This window comes from Indioceanicola profundi (assembly GCF_003568845.1).
GTDB lineage: Bacteria > Pseudomonadota > Alphaproteobacteria > Azospirillales > Azospirillaceae > Indioceanicola > Indioceanicola profundi.
In genome coordinates this window covers 3,411,848-3,428,181 of record NZ_CP030126.1, presented here as the reverse complement: position 1 = coordinate 3,428,181, position 16,334 = coordinate 3,411,848, and the positions used below count along the sequence as shown (strand labels likewise).

Annotated in this window: 18 protein-coding genes; 4 read left to right on the top strand and 14 right to left on the bottom strand. The window is 67.8% G+C overall.

The window, feature by feature from the left end:
• Positions 1-2: 2 nt before the first annotated feature.
• The 3 genes from dut to DOL89_RS16360 all read left to right on the top strand — a co-directional run bounded on the left by dut (position 3) and on the right by DOL89_RS16360 (position 2,101).
• The gene (gene dut / locus DOL89_RS16370; protein ID WP_205574710.1) at positions 3-458 is read left to right on the top strand and encodes a dUTP diphosphatase; all 456 of its coding nucleotides are present in this window, start codon (positions 3-5) and stop codon (positions 456-458) included.
• Between the two features lie 15 nt (positions 459-473).
• The gene (locus DOL89_RS16365; RefSeq protein ID WP_119680117.1) at positions 474-929 is read left to right on the top strand and encodes an RrF2 family transcriptional regulator; all 456 of its coding nucleotides are present in this window, start codon (positions 474-476) and stop codon (positions 927-929) included.
• Between the two features lie 223 nt (positions 930-1,152).
• Positions 1,153-2,101, top strand: a protein-coding gene (locus tag DOL89_RS16360) for an IS630 family transposase (RefSeq protein ID WP_225889832.1) whose coding sequence is annotated in 2 segments (ribosomal slippage) — positions 1,153-1,496 and positions 1,495-2,101 — 951 coding nt in all. Because the reading frame shifts where the segments join, the coding sequence is not laid out codon by codon here.
• 12 nt (positions 2,102-2,113) lie between these two features.
• Here DOL89_RS16360 and DOL89_RS16355 read toward each other — a convergent pair.
• The 8 genes from DOL89_RS16355 to DOL89_RS16320 form a co-directional block, all read right to left on the bottom strand.
• The gene (locus DOL89_RS16355) at positions 2,114-2,875 is read right to left on the bottom strand and encodes a hemerythrin domain-containing protein (protein ID WP_119680116.1); all 762 of its coding nucleotides are present in this window, start codon (positions 2,873-2,875) and stop codon (positions 2,114-2,116) included.
• A 105-nt stretch (positions 2,876-2,980) separates the two neighbouring features.
• The gene (locus DOL89_RS16350; RefSeq protein WP_119680115.1) at positions 2,981-3,997 is read right to left on the bottom strand and encodes a peptide ABC transporter ATP-binding protein; all 1,017 of its coding nucleotides are present in this window, start codon (positions 3,995-3,997) and stop codon (positions 2,981-2,983) included.
• Between the two features lie 7 nt (positions 3,998-4,004).
• Positions 4,005-4,253: a toxin-antitoxin system HicB family antitoxin gene (locus tag DOL89_RS16345; RefSeq protein WP_119680114.1), complete on the bottom strand. Its 249-nt coding sequence runs from the start codon at positions 4,251-4,253 to the stop codon at positions 4,005-4,007.
• Positions 4,250-4,663, bottom strand: a complete 414-nt coding sequence (locus tag DOL89_RS16340; protein WP_449768886.1) for a putative toxin-antitoxin system toxin component, PIN family — start codon at positions 4,661-4,663, stop codon at positions 4,250-4,252. The genes DOL89_RS16345 and DOL89_RS16340 overlap by 4 nt, the downstream gene beginning before the upstream one ends.
• 31 nt (positions 4,664-4,694) lie before the next feature.
• Entirely contained in the window at positions 4,695-5,681 is a 987-nt protein-coding gene (locus DOL89_RS16335; RefSeq protein ID WP_119680113.1) for an ABC transporter ATP-binding protein, read from the bottom strand.
• Positions 5,682-5,690: 9 nt separating this feature from the next.
• Complete coding sequence (locus DOL89_RS16330; protein ID WP_119680112.1) at positions 5,691-6,590, bottom strand: ABC transporter permease subunit; 900 nt, start codon at positions 6,588-6,590, stop codon at positions 5,691-5,693.
• Positions 6,591-6,734: 144 nt separating this feature from the next.
• On the bottom strand, positions 6,735-7,745 hold the full coding sequence (locus tag DOL89_RS16325) for an ABC transporter permease subunit (RefSeq protein ID WP_119680111.1): 1,011 nt from the start codon (positions 7,743-7,745) through the stop codon (positions 6,735-6,737).
• Between the two features lie 208 nt (positions 7,746-7,953).
• Positions 7,954-9,555 carry an ABC transporter substrate-binding protein gene (locus DOL89_RS16320; protein WP_119680110.1) on the bottom strand — a complete coding sequence of 534 codons (1,602 nt, stop codon included), beginning with the start codon at positions 9,553-9,555 and terminating at the stop codon, positions 7,954-7,956.
• Between the two features lie 160 nt (positions 9,556-9,715).
• Between DOL89_RS16320 and DOL89_RS16315 the strand changes: the two genes are divergently transcribed.
• Complete coding sequence (locus DOL89_RS16315; RefSeq protein ID WP_119680109.1) at positions 9,716-10,144, top strand: CBS domain-containing protein; 429 nt, start codon at positions 9,716-9,718, stop codon at positions 10,142-10,144.
• A 99-nt stretch (positions 10,145-10,243) separates the two neighbouring features.
• Here the strand turns inward: DOL89_RS16315 and DOL89_RS16310 are convergent, their stop codons facing one another.
• The 6 genes from DOL89_RS16310 to dapF form a co-directional block, all read right to left on the bottom strand.
• On the bottom strand, positions 10,244-11,761 hold the full coding sequence (locus tag DOL89_RS16310; RefSeq protein ID WP_119680108.1) for an AMP nucleosidase: 1,518 nt from the start codon (positions 11,759-11,761) through the stop codon (positions 10,244-10,246).
• Positions 11,762-12,186: 425 nt separating this feature from the next.
• The gene (locus tag DOL89_RS26040) at positions 12,187-12,405 is read right to left on the bottom strand and encodes a type II toxin-antitoxin system RelE/ParE family toxin (RefSeq protein ID WP_225889980.1); all 219 of its coding nucleotides are present in this window, start codon (positions 12,403-12,405) and stop codon (positions 12,187-12,189) included.
• A 13-nt stretch (positions 12,406-12,418) separates the two neighbouring features.
• Entirely contained in the window at positions 12,419-12,643 is a 225-nt protein-coding gene (locus tag DOL89_RS16300) for a hypothetical protein (protein WP_119680106.1), read from the bottom strand.
• Positions 12,644-12,701: 58 nt separating this feature from the next.
• Positions 12,702-13,994 carry a signal recognition particle-docking protein FtsY gene (gene ftsY / locus DOL89_RS16295; RefSeq protein WP_119680105.1) on the bottom strand — a complete coding sequence of 431 codons (1,293 nt, stop codon included), beginning with the start codon at positions 13,992-13,994 and terminating at the stop codon, positions 12,702-12,704.
• Positions 13,994-15,331 (bottom strand): tRNA (N(6)-L-threonylcarbamoyladenosine(37)-C(2))-methylthiotransferase MtaB, encoded by a 1,338-nt coding sequence (gene mtaB, locus DOL89_RS16290; RefSeq protein WP_119680104.1) that lies wholly within the window; start codon positions 15,329-15,331, stop codon positions 13,994-13,996. Before mtaB ends, ftsY begins: the two co-directional genes overlap by 1 nt.
• On the bottom strand, positions 15,328-16,176 hold the full coding sequence (gene dapF, locus DOL89_RS16285) for a diaminopimelate epimerase (RefSeq protein WP_119680103.1): 849 nt from the start codon (positions 16,174-16,176) through the stop codon (positions 15,328-15,330). The genes mtaB and dapF overlap by 4 nt, the downstream gene beginning before the upstream one ends.
• Positions 16,177-16,334 lie beyond the last annotated feature (158 nt).

Genomic DNA, 16,334 nt, shown 5'->3' with positions numbered 1-16,334 from the left:
CGATGACCAGCGTAACCGTTGCCGTGCGCCGCCTTGCCCATGCCGAGGGGCTGAACCTGCCGACCTATGCCACCGAGCAGTCGGCCGGGATGGACCTGCTGGCCGCGGTGGCGGCGCCGGTGACACTGGAACCGGGGGAACGACGGCTGATCCCCACCGGGCTTGCCATCGCGCTGCCCGAAGGGTTCGAGGCGCAGGTGCGCCCCCGCTCCGGCCTGGCGCTGAAGCACGGCGTCACCCTGCTGAACAGCCCCGGCACCATTGATGCCGACTATCGCGGCGAGGTCGGCGTGATCCTGGCCAATCTGGGACAGGAGCCCTTCACGGTGGAGCGCGGCATGCGCATCGCGCAGATGGTGCTGGCCCGGTATGAGCGGATCGGCTGGCAGGAGGTCGGGGAACTCCCCGACAGCGCGCGCGGCGCCGGCGGATTCGGCTCCACTGGAACCAAGGGCTGAGGAGGACGGGGCCCGATGCTGCGTATTTCCAAGAAACTGATGTTCGCCATCGAGACCGTGCTGGACATCGCCTACAATGCGGGTTCCGCGCCTGTGCAGTCGGCGGAGATCACGGCGCGGCAGGGCATTCCGAAACGGTACCTGGAACAGGTGCTCCAGGCGCTGGTGCGGGCCGGGGTGCTGACCGGCGTGCGCGGCCCCCGCGGCGGCTACCGCCTTGCCAAGGAGCGGCGGCGGATCACGCTGGGGGAGATCGTGCGGGTCGTGCGCGGGCTGGAGCAGTCCACCGATCCCATCGAGGAGGAAGTGGGGGCTGAACTGGGCCGCCGCGTCGTCCGCCCTCTCTGGGCGGAGATGCAGGAGGAGGTCATGGCCCGCCTGGACCGCACCACCATCGAAGACCTCTGCGTCCGCGCCCATCAGGCCGGCGTGTCGTCGGAAGCGGCGAGCAAGCTGGATTTCAGCATCTAAAGGCCGGGCGTTCTGCCGGGATCGGCGGATCTATGCCCATGGGCAGGGTTACGGATGGGGCGGATGAAATGTCTTCCCCCCTCCCCTCCTCGCCCTGAGCCTGTCGAGGGACAAGGGTCGCGGAGCCTCCTAGAGCATTTTCTTGTCTGAAGGAATCGCGAGGGATTCCCATTTTTGGCGGAACGTGATTCAAGACGAGGGCTGGAGCAGGAGGCCAGCCCTGATGACGCGACCTCTTTCCATGGACCTTCGTGAGCGTCTGATCGCAGCGGTGGAGGGCGGACAATCCCGACGCTCTGCGGCCGAGCGGTTCGGTGTCGCCCCGTCCACCGCCATCAAGTGGCTGGCGCGCTGGCAGGAGGAAGGGAATGCCCGGCCCCGGCCGATGGGCGGCGGTCGCCACTCCCACCGGCTGGAGGCGCATGCGGCCGAGATCCTGGCGCTGATTGAAGCGAACCCCGACATCACCCTGGCCGAGATGGCCGCGCATCTGGAGCGGAGGCATGGGGTGAAAGCCGCCGTGAGCAGTGTCTGGCGGCTGTTGGACCGGCATGGCATGAGCTTCAAAAAAAACCGCGCACGCCGCCGAGCAGCAGCAGCCTGACATCCTGAAGCGCCGGCAAGCCTGGTTCGAGCTGCAGCCGGACCTGGCGCCCGAGCGCTTGGTGTTCATCGACGAGACCGGCGCGTCCACCAGGATGGCTCGGCTGCGCGGCCGGGCTGCGCGCGGCGAACACTGCCGGGCGGCGGTGCCGCACGGACACTGGAAGACCACCACCTTCGTCGGTGCGCTGAGGCTGGGCGGCATGACAGCGCCCATGGTGCTGGACGGCGCCATGAACGGCCCGGCCTTCCTGGCCTATGTGGAGCAGGTGCTAGCGCCGACGCTGGCGAGAGGCGATGTGGTGGTGATGGATAATTTGCCGGCCCACAAGCTCGCAGGCGTGCGCGACGCCATCGAGAGAACCGGGGCCGAGCTGCGCTACCTGCCGCCCTATAGCCCTGACTTCAATCCCATCGAGATGGCCTTCTCCAAGCTCAAGAGCCTGCTGAAGAAAGCTGCCGCCAGAACCAAGGACGAGCTCTGGCGGGCCATCGCCACCAGCATCGACGCCTTCACGCCAGCTGAATGCCAAAACTACTTCGCCGCTGCCGGATACGACCTCGACTGAGAGGAAAATGCTCTAGAACTCCTGGTCCAGTTCGAGCCGGCGCAGCAGATCGCGCCAGTCTCCGGGATCGAGGGTGGGGCGAGCGGCGCGTTCCAGGACGGCCAGGAAAACCTCCACCGCCGTGCCCCCGCGCAGTTGCAGGAGCAGTTCCACCCGCTCCGCCGGGTTCAGGGCGGGGACGAGCCGGCGGATGCCGCCCAGCACGGAGTCGAGCGGCGTCGAGTCGAATATCCGCTCCTCAAGCGCCAGAAGCTGGGCGTCCGTGAACAGCCGTTGCAGCGTGGGGAGGATCAGTGCCTCCTCCTCCTGCATGTGAAGGAGATGCTCTCCGAAGAAACCGGCGAAGGCGAGATAGAGTTCGTGGCCGGTGGCCGACCGCTCCGCCTCGCCGCACCGTGCGAGGCGGACCACCAATAGATCCAGGTCCCCCATGCGTGAGAGCTGCCGACGGTGCTGCCGGTCCATGACTTGGCAGAAACCCGGCAGCCGCTCCTCCAGCGCCGGGTGGATCACATCCTCCTCCTGCGCCATATGGCGGCGGATATGCTCCAGCAAGAGCTTCAGCTCCGCCACCAGCCCGGCGGACTCCAGCTCATCCTCCCAGCCAGCACTCCCCAGCCGCATCAGCATCTGCGCCCCGGCATGCCGGATCGCCTTGTGCGGGAAGCGGTAGATGTCGTGCCGGCCCTGGGCCGGGTGGTCCTGGCTCCGCGCGGCGGTGAAGGACGGAAGGGGCGCGGCGGCAGCTACGCCGGACAGAGGGGCGGCAGACATGATGCGGCGGGCTCCGAAGTGGTGGCCTCTACCCCGAAGGGTAGTGAGCCAACATGTCTGGCCGATGTCTGCCGCATGTCCGCCGGCGCGCCGCCCGGCCCCGCCTCACTCCACCTGTTCGGCGAAGTGGCAGGCGACCAAGCGCCCGTCCACCGGCCGGGAGGCCGGCACTTCGATGGCGCAGCGGCCTTGGGCCATGGGGCAGCGCCGGTGGAAGGTGCAGCCCGGCGGCGGGTTCATCGGGCTGGGCAGCTCGCCCGTCAGCGGGGCCGACGCCGGCCCGTCATGCCGGCCCACCCGCGGCATGGAGGCCAGAAGGGCTCGGGTATAGGGGTGGCGGGGGCGGGTGAAGATCGTGTCCTTGTCCCCATGCTCCACCGGCCGGCCCAGATACATCACCATCACCTCGTCGGCGATGTGGCGCACCACGGACAGGTCGTGGCTGATGAAGACATAGGCCAGCCCGAACTCCTCCTGCAGATCCATCATCAGGTTCAGGACCTGCGCCTGGATGGACACGTCCAGGGCCGATACCGGCTCATCCGCCACCACCACGCGGGGGTTCAGCATCAGGGCGCGGGCAATGGCGATGCGCTGGCGCTGCCCGCCGGAGAACATGTGCGGATAGCGCTCCGCCTGTTCGGGGCGCAGCCCGACCTTGGCCATCATGGCCAGCACCCGCTCCCGCCGCTGCTCCGGCTGCAGGTCGGTGTTCAGCTTCAGCGGCTCCTCCAGGATGGTCCGCACCTTCTGGCGCGGGTTCAGGGAGCCATAGGGGTTCTGGAACACCATCTGCACGGTGCGGCGCAGCTCCCGCTGTTCCTCCGGACTGGCGTGCAGCACGTCCTTGCCGTCGAAGAAGAGCGCGCCCTCGCTGGGCGTCTCGATCCGGGCCAGGACGCGGGCCAGGGTGGATTTCCCGCACCCGCTCTCCCCCACCACGGCCAGGGTGCGCCCGGCCCGCACGGCGAAGCTGGCCCCGTCCAGCGCCTTGACGGTGGCCGGCCTGGCGAACAGCCCGCGCTTCACCGCATAGTGCCGCTTCAGCTCGCGGGCTTCCAGCACGATGGGTGCCGTGTCAGAAACGGCAACGGTCCGGGCGGCGGTCAGGGTGGACGGCATCGGCTTCTCAATCCTCCAACCGGTCGTCCGGCCGGGGCTCATTCCCCTGACCGGCCTTGGCAAGAACGGCCCTCGCCCGGCCCGGAATGGCGCGGGCGGCACGAACAGCCAGCGAGCGCTCAGCATCCGACTGCGCAGCTACCCGCCCCGCCACAGCCAGGGCAATGTACTGGTTCAGGCTGATTCCAGCCTTCGCAGCCTGGGCGGCAGCGGCGGCCTTCAGGTCCTCCGGAAGTCTGAGCGGAAAGCTCGTCATCTTGTAATCCTCCTCAGCACCTCGACCGGGCGGCAAGCGATGATGCCGAAGTTTTCGGCACCAGCCCTGATGTCCTTGATATTGAACGTCGCAATGGCATCGGCCATGCCATTCACGGCGGTTTCAATCACAAGATCATCGTCAGGATCGTCTGCCACCGGACGCCAGCGGAAATCGAACCCGACGGGCACGCAAAGGGACGCGAGTTCATCCAGGAACTCCCTCACATCCACGCTTGTGACACCTGCCCTCTGCAGCACCTGTGGGCGGGTCAGTACGGCCTCATACTCAAAGAACAGCGGGGTCGAGCAGACCAGCACCGCCTTGCCATCCAAAATGGATAGCAGGAGCGCTCTCGACGCGCCGCTGGCGCTTTCGAGTGCGGCCACCATGACGTCGGTGTCGATCACCACCCGCATGCTCATGATGTCATATATAACATCACGAAGCCATTTCGCCCACCTGCCCTATCTCATCCGCCCGGATGCAGCGCACCCGCCCGCCGGCATCGTCCAGCAAGGGCGGGCGGCCAGCGCGGCAGGCGTCGATGGCGAAGGCGCAGCGGGGGTTGAACAGGCAGCCCTGCGGCCGGTCGAACACGCCGGGAACCACGCCGGGGATGGTGGGCAGGCGGCGCTTGCCCAGCGCCCGCTCTGGCAGCGCGTCCAGCAGGGCGCGGGTATAGGGATGGCGGGGGGCGGCGAACAGGTCGTCGGCCCGGCGGGTCTCCGCCACCTGGCCGGCATACATCACCACCACCCGATCCGCCATCTCCGCCACCACGCCCATATCGTGGGTGATCAGCACCAGCCCCATGCCGCGGTCGCGCTGAAGGTCGCGCAGCAGGTCCAGGATCTGCTTCTGGATGGTCACGTCCAGGGCCGTCGTCGGCTCATCCGCGATCAGCAGGCGCGGGTTGCAGGCCACGGCGATGGCGATCATCACCCGCTGGCTCATGCCGCCGGAAAGCTGGTGCGGGAAGGCGGACAGGCGGCTCTCGGGGGCGGGAATGCCGACCTGTTCCAGCAGCTCGATGCAACGGCGCTTCAGCGCCTTGCCGGATAGCCCCTCATGGGCCTTCAGCGTCTCGGCAAGCTGGAAGCCCACGGTGAAGCAGGGGTTCAGGCTGGACATGGGTTCCTGGAACACCATGGCCATGTCCTTGCCGTTCAGGGCCCGGCGCTGCCGCCCCGTCAGCTCCCGCAGGTCGCGGCCGGCGAAGGCCATACGGTCGGCGGCGATATCTGCGTTGTCGGCCAGCAGATCCATCACGGCCAGCGAGGTCACGGACTTGCCGGACCCGCTTTCGCCGACGATCCCCACCACCTCCCCCTCCTCCACGGGCAGGTCGATGCCGTCCACGGCGCGGAAGGGGCCGGCGCGGGTGGCGAAGGTGACGGTGAGGTTCCGGATGTCGAGAAGGGACATGGGACGCCTTTACCGCTTCAGCTTCGGGTCCAGGGCGTCGCGCAGCCCGTCGCCCAGCAGGTTGAAGGCCAGCACCGTGACCAGGATGGCGAGACCGGGGAAGGTCACCACCCACCAGGCGCGCTGGAGGAACTGGAGGGAGCTGGACAGCATGGTGCCCCACTCCGGTGTGGGCGGCTGCGCGCCCAGGCCGAGGAAGCCCAGCGCCGCCGCGTCCAGGATGGCGGTGCTGAAGCCCAGCGTGGCCTGCACGATCAGCGGGGCGGTGCAGTTCGGCAGGATGGTCACCAGCATCAGGCGCAGGCTGCCCGCCCCGGCCATGCGGCTGGCCGTGACGTATTCGCGCCCCTTTTCCGCCATCACCGCGGCACGGGTCAGGCGGGCATAGTGGGGCACCACGGTGACCGACACGGCGATGGCCGCGTTGATCAGCCCCGGCCCCAGGATCGCCGCCACCACGATGGCCAGCAGCAGGCTGGGCAGGGCCAGCAGGATGTCCATGAAGCGGGCGATGGCCATGTCCGCCATGCCACCATAGTAACCGGCTAGCAGGCCCAGGCAGATGCCCAGGGCCAGCGACAGGGTCACCACCAGCACGCCGATGAACAGCGACAGCCGCGCCCCGTAGATGAGGCGGGACAGCATGTCGCGGCCGATATCGTCGGTGCCCAGCGGGAACATCCAGCTACCGCCCTCCTGCCAGAAGGGCGGGGCCAGGATGTGGTCGCGGAACTGCTCCACCGGCGAATAGGGGGCGGCGATGTCGGCGAAGACCGCCAGCAGGGCGATGATCGCCACCACCACCAGCCCGCCCACGGCCCCGCGGTTCCGGCTGAAATCCTGCCAGAACTCCCGGACCGGGCCGGGGGGCGCCTTGGCGGCGGATGTGGTCGGGTCGAGGGTGGTCATGCTCCGCCCGCCTTTCGCGCAACCCGTAGGTCGGATCGAGCGCAGCGATGATCCGACGCGGTGGTGAAGACCTGGGGCGGTGTGTCGGATCGGCGCTCTGCTTGATCCGACCTACGCAATGGAACGGGGATCATCATTCTTCCCTCACCTTCCATGCCGGATGCGGGGGTTCAGGATGCCGTAGAGCAGGTCGACCAGCAGGTTCACCGCCATCACCACCGTGGCGATCAGCAGAACCCCGCCCTGAAGGGCCGGGTAGTCGCGGCGGTTGATGCTTTCCACCAGCCATTTGCCGATGCCGGGCCAGGAGAAGATGGTCTCCGTCAGGATGGCCCCGCCCAGCAGCACGCCGATCTGCAGGCCGATCACGGTCACCACCGGGATCAGGGCGTTGCGCAGGGCGTGCAGCCCGATGATCCGGGCCCGCGCCAGCCCCTTGGCCCGGGCTGTGCGGATATAATCCTCCCCCAGCACCTCCAGCATGGAGGAGCGGGTCATGCGGGCGATCACTGCCAGCGGGATGGTGCCCAGCACGATGGTGGGCAGGATCAGATGGTGCAGGGCGTCGCCGAAGGCACCCGGCTCCTCGCTCAACAGGCTGTCGATCAGCATGAAGCCGGTCACCGGCTCCACCCAGTACAGCGCGGAGAGACGGCCCGACACGGGCGTCCAGCCCAGCGTCACGCTGAACAGCAGGATCAGCAGCAGGCCCCACCAGAAGATCGGCATGGAATAGCCGGTCAGGCTGCCGCCCATCACCACATGGTCGAAGGCCGTGCCCCGCTTCACCGCCGCGATCATGCCGGCCGGCAGGCCGATGATCACGGCGAACAGGATGGCGCAGAGCGCCAGTTCCACCGTCGCCGGGAACAGGGTCAGGAACTCCTCCAGCACCGGGTTCTGGGTGACGACGGAGCGGCCGAGATCGCCGGTCAGCACTCCGCCGAGATAGTCCAGATACTGCTCCAGCAGCGGCCGGTCGAGGCCGAGCTGGGCGCGCATCTCCTCCAACCGCTCGGCCGAAATCCCCCGCTCGCCCAGCCGCACCTCCACCGGGTCGCCAGGCACCAGCCGGATCAGGAAGAAGGCCAGCAGCGTGACGCCCAGAAAGGTGGGCACCAGCACCGCGAACCGCGTCAGCAGGAACTTCAGCATGGGTGGGCCGGGATCAAGGAGGCTGCATTCGTTGGCCGGGGGCGGTCAGAACCGGCACAGCCGTCATCCCGGCGAAAGCCGGGACCCAGGGGCGGCATGCACCGCCCTAGGGGCTCCTGGGCCCCGGCTTTCGCCGGGGTGACGCAAGAAAATGCAACGGCAGACAGGAGCTTCGACACAGGAAGTTTTCCGCACCAGTCGAAAACCCTCACTGCTTCAGGTCCACGCCGTAGAACTCATGCCGGTTGAAGGGGCTCTGCTTGTAGTCGACGACTTCCTTGCGCACCGGCTCGAACACGATGGAATGGGCGATGGTGACCCAGGGGGCCTCCTCCTTGAAGATGCGCTGGGCCTCGGCATAGAGCTTGGCGCGTTCCGCCTGGTCGGGCACGCGCTTGGCCTCCGTCACCAGATCGTCGTAGGGCTTGTGGCACCATTTGGCGATGTTGCTGCCGCCCGGCACGGCGCCGGCGCAGCCCAGCAGCGTGTGCATGAAATTGTCCGGGTCGCCATTGTCGCCGGTCCAGCCGAACAGGGCCATGCCGTGGTCGCCGTTCTGGATGCGCTTGCGGTACTCGCCCCATTCGAAGCTGACGATGTCCGCCTTCACCCCGATCTTGGCCAGATCGGCCTGGATCAGCTCCGCCATGCGGCGGGCGTTGGGGTTGTAGGGGCGCTGCACCGGCATGGCGTAGAGGTCGGTCTGGAAGCCGTCGGGGAAGCCGGCCTCCGCCAGCAGCGCCTTGGCCTTCTCCGGATCGAACTCATAGTCCTGGACCTGCTCGTTATAGGACCAGATGGTGGGCGGGATCGGGTTCTTGGCCACGACGCCGGAGCCCTGGAAGACATTGTCGATGATGGCCTGCCGGTCGATGGCCATGTTGATGGCCCGGCGCACGCGCACATCGTCGAACGGCTTCTTCTGGGTGTTCAGCGCCATGTAGCCGATGTTCAGCCCCTCCTGCTGAAGCAGGTTGATGGCGGGATCGGCCTTCATGGCCGCCAGGTCCGGCGGGTTCGGATAGGGCATCAGATGGCATTCGCCGCGCTGGAGCTTGGCATAGCGCACGGCGGCGTCGGGCGTGATCGAGAAGACCAGCGAGTCCAGCGCCGCCTTGCCGCCCCAGTAATCCGGGAAGGCCCGGTACCGGACCTGGGCATCCTTCTGATAGACCTGCAGGAAGAAGGGGCCGGTGCCGATCGGGTCCTGGTCGATCCGCTCCTTCGCGCCCTTCTTGGCCAGGAAGTCGGCATATTCCGCCGATTGGATGTTGGCGAAATCCATGCCCAGCGTGGCGACGAACGGAGTTTCCGGATGCTTCAGCCGGAATACCACGGTGTGGTCGTCCACCTTCTCCACCGATTCCAGCAGGTCGGCCAGGCCCTGGGACTTGAAGTAGGCGTAGCCGCCGCCGGAGACCGGGTAATAGGGATGCTCCGGCTTCCATTGCCGGTGGAAGCTGAACACCACGTCGTCGGCATTGAAGTCGCGGCTCGGCTTGAAGTCCTTGTTGGAATGCCATTTCACGCCGCGGCGCAGATGGAAGGTGTAGGTCAGCCCGTCGTCCGATACCTCCCACCGTTCCGCCAGGGCCGGCTGCACATTGGTCTTTCCGCGCTCGAAGGCCACCAGCCCTTCCGCGATGGGACGGTTGGCGTCGAAAGTGGTGCCGGTGGTGTTGAGGGCGGCGTTGAAGTTCTCCGGACTGCCCTCGGAGCAGTAGACCAGCGTCTTCGGTGCGGCCTGGGCCGCCGGATGACCAACCATCAGAGCGGACAGAACCACAGTCCCCAACAGCAACGCGCGCATGCTTCCCCCTTGCCGGCAGATGTGAGCGGCAGTAGAGCCCGCGGGCATGGCCCGCGTCAACGGCTGCGGACCTTCGATGGCCCGGAACCTCGACTACCGGCCCCGGTTGAGGGCGCAGCGCCCCGAAATGGGGCACGGTACGCAGCAGGGAGCAGGACCCATGAAGATCCGCGACATCATGACCAGCGATGTGGAGCTGGTGAAGCCGACCACCACGCTGCAGGAGGCGGCCCGTCTCATGCGCGACGCCGATACGGGTTTCCTGCCGGTGGGGGAGGACGACAAGCTGGTCGGCACCGTGACCGACCGCGACATCACGGTGCGCTGCGTGGCGGAGGGGGCGAATCCCACCGAGGCCACGGTGCGCGACGCCATGACGGATGAGCTGGTCTATGTCTTCGACGACCAGGACAGCTCGGAAGCCGCCCAGCTCATGTCGGAGCGCAAGATCCGCCGCCTGCCGGTGATTGATCGCGACAAGCGGCTGGTGGGCGTGCTGTCCATCGGCGACGTGGCCGGCCGCACCCATGACGACGATGTGGTCGGCCAGACCGAGCAGGACATCGCCAAGGCCCCGCCGAACAATTGATGCAGCTCGTAGGTCGCAAGAAGCGGAGCGGATTGCGACGCCGCCCGACCGGCCCGTCGCAATCCGGGCTTTCAGCCCTCCTTGCGACCTACGCCGACCTCACTGGAATGCCGCCTCGGCGAAGCTGCGGAGCTTGCGGCTGTGCAGGCGGGCCAGGCCGTAGTCGCGCATGATCTCCATCGCCCGCATGCCGATGGCCAGATGCTGGTCCACCCGCTGGCGGTAGAAGGTGTTGGCCATGCCGGGCAGCTTGATCTCCCCGTGCAGCGGCTTGTCCGACACGCACAGCAGCGTGCCGTAGGGAACCCGGAAGCGGAAGCCGTTGGCCGCCACGGTGGCCGATTCCATGTCCAGCCCGATGGCGCGGGACTGGCTGAAGCGCAGCACCGGCTCGCGATGGTCGCGCAGCTCCCAGTTCCGGTTGTCGATGGTGGCGACCGTGCCGGTGCGCATCACCTTCTTCAGCTCCCAGCCGGACAGGCCGGTCACCTGCTCCACCGCCTGTTCCAGCGCCACCTGCACCTCGGCCAGCGGCGGGACGGGCACCCAGAGCGGCAGGTCGGCGTCCAGCACCTTGTCCTCCCGCACATAGCCGTGGGCCAGGACATAGTCGCCCAGCCGCTGGGTGTCGCGCAGGCCGGCGCAGTGGCCCAGCATCAGCCAGACATGGGGCCGCAGCACGGCGATGTGGTCGCTGATCGTCTTGGCGTTGGACGGGCCGACGCCGATATTCACGATGGTGATGCCGTTCCCGTCCGCCCGCATCAGATGGTATGCGGGCATCTGCGGCAGCCGCGCCACCCGCTCCCCGCTCGGCTCGCGGCCGGGATACAGGGCCTGGTTCCAGGTGATGCGGTCGCCAGGCTCCACAAACGCGATGTACTGGTTGCGGTAGGCCTGCGTGTCCGGATCGTCGCTGGGCTGCATCAGCTCCATGCCGCGGCGCACGAACTCGTCGATATAGAACTGGTAGTTCGTGAACAGCACGTAGTTCTGGAAGTGCTCCGGGATCGTGGCGCAGTAGTGCTTCAGCCGGTGCAGGCTGTAATCCACGCGCGGGGCCGTGAACAGGGCCAGCGGCTTCGGCTGCCCCTGCGCCGCCTCATAGGTGCCGTTGACGATGCTGTCGTCCATCAGCTCCAGATCGGGCAGGTCGAAATAGTCGCGGAGCTGGTACAGCCGCTGCGGGTCCAGGTCGCCTTCCACATGCATGCCTTCCGGGAAGGCGAACTGGATCGGGATCGGGCTGTCCGACACCCCGACCTCCAGCGCCACGCCATGGTTCTTCACCAGCAGCCGGAACTGGTCCAGGAAGTAGTGGTCGAACAGATCCGGGCGGGTCACGGTGGTGCGGTGCGTCCCCATGCCATGGACGAAGCCATAGGCCAGGCGACCGTCGATGCGCGGTTCGCTGCGGATCGTCACCTGGACATAGGGGTAGCAGGCGCGGACGCGGCCCGGCAAATCCTCGCCCCGGGCGAAGGCCTGGAACCGCTCCCTCAGATGGCGGACGGCCTGTTCATACAGGTCCTGGACACGGGCGAGGGCGGCCTCGGCATCCGTGAAGGTCTCAACCGGCGCGGCGCCGGGTACAATTTCGCTCACGTTACGCTCCATCCAATTTTCGACTTTATAGGGCCGGACGGGGCGAAGCGGAAAATGAATTTGCAGGGACGGGACCGGGCAGGGGCGGAAACAGCTTCTCCGGAATCGCGAAAGCGGGGAGTGGACTGTCTTGAAGGACGGATGGGGCCGGGTGTTTTTGGAAGGATGCCGGCTCCACCGGCTGGAAGATGGAAAGGATGGAGTTGGCTTGACGTCGGCGGGGTGCCGACCGTGTTGATCAGGCCGCCTGCCAAAGGCATAGCTGCATCGGCATGGTCCTTACCACGCCAGCCCCGCGCCCCACTTCATCCTTGCCATCTTTCAAGATGGCACATTGACGAAAGCCATCACGGCGGTGTGCGCAGAATATTCTCCGCCGGAACAGCGCCGTGGAGCACACGCAGGATGCGCAGGTGGCCGGAGTATACTGGGCGGTGCTAGAGAATGTATTTCGGGAAGGCAGGCACAGGCCAGGCCCGAGTGTCCCGCAGGGCCGGATTCTTCCAAAGCCGGGTCGATCCGATCTCTGGAAATGAGGAAATGCGCGTCGCCGCCGCGCTTACGGCATCAAGAAACCTGTCGGCAGCCGCAGGATCGCGCCCGCCGATATTAGCATAGATGTCCAGGATATCGGTCCGGGCGCGAGCACTGAGCACAACGCGCACCGGATCAGTTCCTCCCGAGCCGCGCGCGTCCTTCCGCCCGCAACGCCTCTATGTCCAGCGGCAGATCCGGTCCCTGGAGCCCGTCTGCGAGAAGGCTCTCCAGGTCGACCCCGGCGGCGGCATCGGTTGCAACCAGATGGGCGATGTAGTCGGCCGTATCCGTGAACCCGGCCTCCTCGGCCCGACGCCGGGCGAGTTCTTCAATGGCTCGGGGCAGGACCACACCCATGCATGCCTCCTTGCTTGCCGACCCAGTATGGCAGAAGCCCGGCAGCGCTGTAAGCCGCCTACTCCAACCCCACCAGCGCCCTGGCGAAGGCCTTCGCCTCGAAGGGGCGCATGTCGTAGACGCCTTCGCCGACGCCGATGGCGTGTACCGGGATGCCGAATTTGCTCGCCAGCGCCACCAGCACGCCGCCGCGGGCGGAGCCGTCCAGCTTGGTCAGGATCAGGCCGTTGATGGAGACCATGTCCTTGAACACCTCCACCTGGGAATGGGCGTTCTGGCCGGTGGTGGCGTCCAGGGTCAGCAGGGTGGTGTGCGGCGCGTCCGGCTCCAGCTTCTTCAGCACGCGCACGATCTTGCGCAGCTCCTCCATCAGCCCGGCCTTGTTCTGCAGCCGGCCGGCCGTGTCGATCAGCAGCACGTCGGCCTTGGCCGCGCGCGCCCGCTCCAGCGCCTCATAGGCAAGGCCCGCGGCATCGGCGCCGGTGTCCTTGGAGACAACGGGGCAGCCGGTGCGCTCCCCCCAGATCTTGAGCTGGCTGACGGCGGCGGCGCGGAAGGTGTCGCCGGCGGCCATCCATACCGTCTTGCCCTCGGAGGTGAGCTGGCGGGCCAGCTTGCCGATGGTGGTGGTCTTGCCGGTGCCGTTGACGCCGACGACCAGGATGACGTGCGGCTTCTTCGCGGCGTCGATCACCAGCGGCTGCGCCACCGGCTGCACCAGCTTGGTGACCTCCTCCGCCAGATATTCGCGCACCTCCTGCGGGCTGACCTCCTTGCCGAAGCGGGTCTTGGCAAGGCCAGCGGTCAGCTTGGCCGCCGTGACCGGGCCCAGATCGGCGCGGATCAGCAGCTCCTCCAGCTCCTCCAGCGCCTCGTCATCCAGCTTCTTCTTGGTGAAGATGCCGGTGATGCCCTCCGTCAGGCGGGAGGTGGATTTGGAAAGGCCGGACTTCAGCCGGGCGAACCAGCTCTTCTTCTCCGGCCGGTCCTCATCCTCGGGCAGTGCCGGGGCGGGCGCCGGGGCGACCTGTTCCGGTTCCGCAACGAAGCCGGCCTGCTCGGGCGTGACTTCGGGGGTGTCGTCGGCAGCAACGGTGCCATCCGCACCTTCCCCGTCGTCCTCGCGAAGGTCGGGACCCAGAGCCGCAGGCTCCGGCGCTCGGGACTCCTGGGCCTCGGCTTCCGCCGGGGTGACGACTGGAGCAGCAGTCCCGGCCGGAGTCTGCTCCTGCTCCGGCGCGGCAATGTCATGCTCCTCCGCCGGCGTGGCGGGGGCCTGCTCTTCCGGGCGCTTGGCCTCTTCCGGTTTCGGCTGCGCTTCGGGCTTCTTCTTGCGGAACCAGTCGAACATCAATCCTCGACCACAGCGGTGAGCCTGTCCCCGTCAACGCCGGTGAGGCGGCAACGGACAATGGTGCCGGGGGCATGATCGCCATCCACCCGCACCTCGGCAAAGCCGGGGGTGCGGCCGGTCCGGCCCTTTTCGATCAGCACGTCGGCAATGGCGCCGACCTGTGCGGCCAGATGGCGGGCCACGGCGGCCTGTCCCGCCGCGCGCAGCCGCGCCGCACGCTCCTTGCGGACGGGGCCGGGCACCTGGGGCATTCTGGCGGCCGGGGTGCCGGGGCGCGGGCTGTAGGGGAAGACGTGCAGCCAAGTCAGCCCGCACTCCTCCACGATGCGGAGGGAGTTCTGGAACATCTCCTCCGTCTCGGTAGGGAAGCCGGCGATGATGTCGGCCCCGAACACCATGTCGGGGCGCAGGCGGCGCGCCTCGGCGCAGAAGCGGATGGCGTCGGCGCGCAGATGCCGCCGCTTCATCCGCTTCAGCACCATGTCGTCCCCGGCCTGGAGCGACACATGCAGATGCGGCATCAGCCGCGGCTCCTCCGCGATCAGGCGCCAGAGGTCGTCGTCGATCTCCACCGCATCCAGGGAGGACAGGCGCAGGCGCGGCAGCTCCGGCACCAGGGCCAGCAGGCGGCGCACCATCTGGCCCAGCGTGGGCTTGCCCGGCAGGTCGGGGCCGTAGCTGGTGACGTCCACGCCGGTCAGCACCACCTCGCGGTAGCCGCTCTCCACCAGGGCGCGGACCTGGGACACGATCTCCCCGATCGGCACGCTGCGCGAATTGCCCCGGCCATAGGGGATGATGCAGAAGGTGCAGCGGTGGTCGCAGCCATTCTGCACCTGGACGAAGGCGCGGGCGCGGCCCTCCATCCCCTGGATCAGGTGGCCGGCGGTTTCCTTCACCGACATGATGTCGTTGACGCGCACCCGCTCGGTCGCACCGGCGCCGAAATCGGCCCAGGGCTGGGCGGTCAGCTTGGCGTCGTTGCCCAGCACATGGCTCACCTCCGGCATGGCGGCGAAGCTGTCCGGGTTCACTTGGGCGGCGCAGCCGGTGACGACGATCCGCGCCTCCGGCCGGTCGCGGCGCAGCTTGCGGATGGTCTGCCGCGCCTGCCGCTCCGCCTCCGAGGTGACGGCACAGGTGTTGACGATCACCACATCGTCCAGCCCGGCGGCGCGCGCATGGTTGCGCATCACCTCCGACTCATAGGCGTTCAGGCGGCAGCCGAAGGTGACCAGCGTGGGGCCGGCGCCATCCTGCTCGATCACCGGCGGCCCGCCCTCGCCATCGGCGTGGATGTCTTCGCGCTCGCGCAACTGCGTGGCCTCGGTCATGCCGCCACCTCTTCCACGGCCAGCAGCGTGTCCGACAGCTCTCCGGTGAAGGAGGTCGCGACCGGGCCGGTCATCAGCACATGGCCGTCCTCGCGCCACTCGATACGCAGGTCGCCGCCGTCCAGCCGGATGGTGGCCTTGCGGCCGGTCAGGCCGCGGCGGGCGGCCGCCACCAGCACGGCGCAGGCGCCGGTGCCGCAGGCACGGGTGATGCCGGCCCCGCGCTCCCACACCCGCATGCGGATCAGTTCGGGCGACAGGACCTGCGCCACCTCGATGTTGCAGCGCTCGGGGAAAATGGGATGGTGCTCCAGCCCCGGCCCCAGGGCGGCAAGGTCCACGGCCTCCGCATCCGGCACGAAGAACACGGCGTGCGGGTTGCCCATGTTCACACAGGTGGCCCCGTGCAGCGGGCCGGCGGACAGGGGAACGTTCAGCGTGTCCACGGCTTCCGCCAGCGGAATCCGGTCCCAGTCCAGCCGGGCCGGGCCCATATCGACGGTGACGCTGCCATCCGCATTCTCGCGGCTTGCCAGCAGGCCGGCAGTGGTCTCGATTGTGACGGCCTCTGCCCCGGCCTCGCGCGCCAGCAGGCGGGCGACGCAGCGCGTGGCGTTGCCGCAGGCGCCGCTTTCGCTGCCATCCGGATTCAAGATGCGCATGAAGGCGTCCGCGCCCGCGTTGCGGGGCGGTTCGATGAGGATAAGCTGGTCGAAGCCGACGCCGGTGCGACGGTCCGCGATGGCGCGGGCCTGCGCAGGCGTGACGGTAAACCGGTCCTCGCGGGCATCGAGAACAACGAAGTCGTTGCCCAGCCCGTGCATTTTCAAAAATCGGCGCGCCATGATGCGCCCTTATATGGCGATGCGGGGGTGAAGGTAAACGGGCGCTGGCGGCGGGGCGGGAATGCGCCGGGAGGATTGGGGCATTCCTGTGACGATGGGCACTGCGCGCGCCAATATGGTATGAGAACTGTTTGAACCCGGCGGGAAGGCCCGGGACC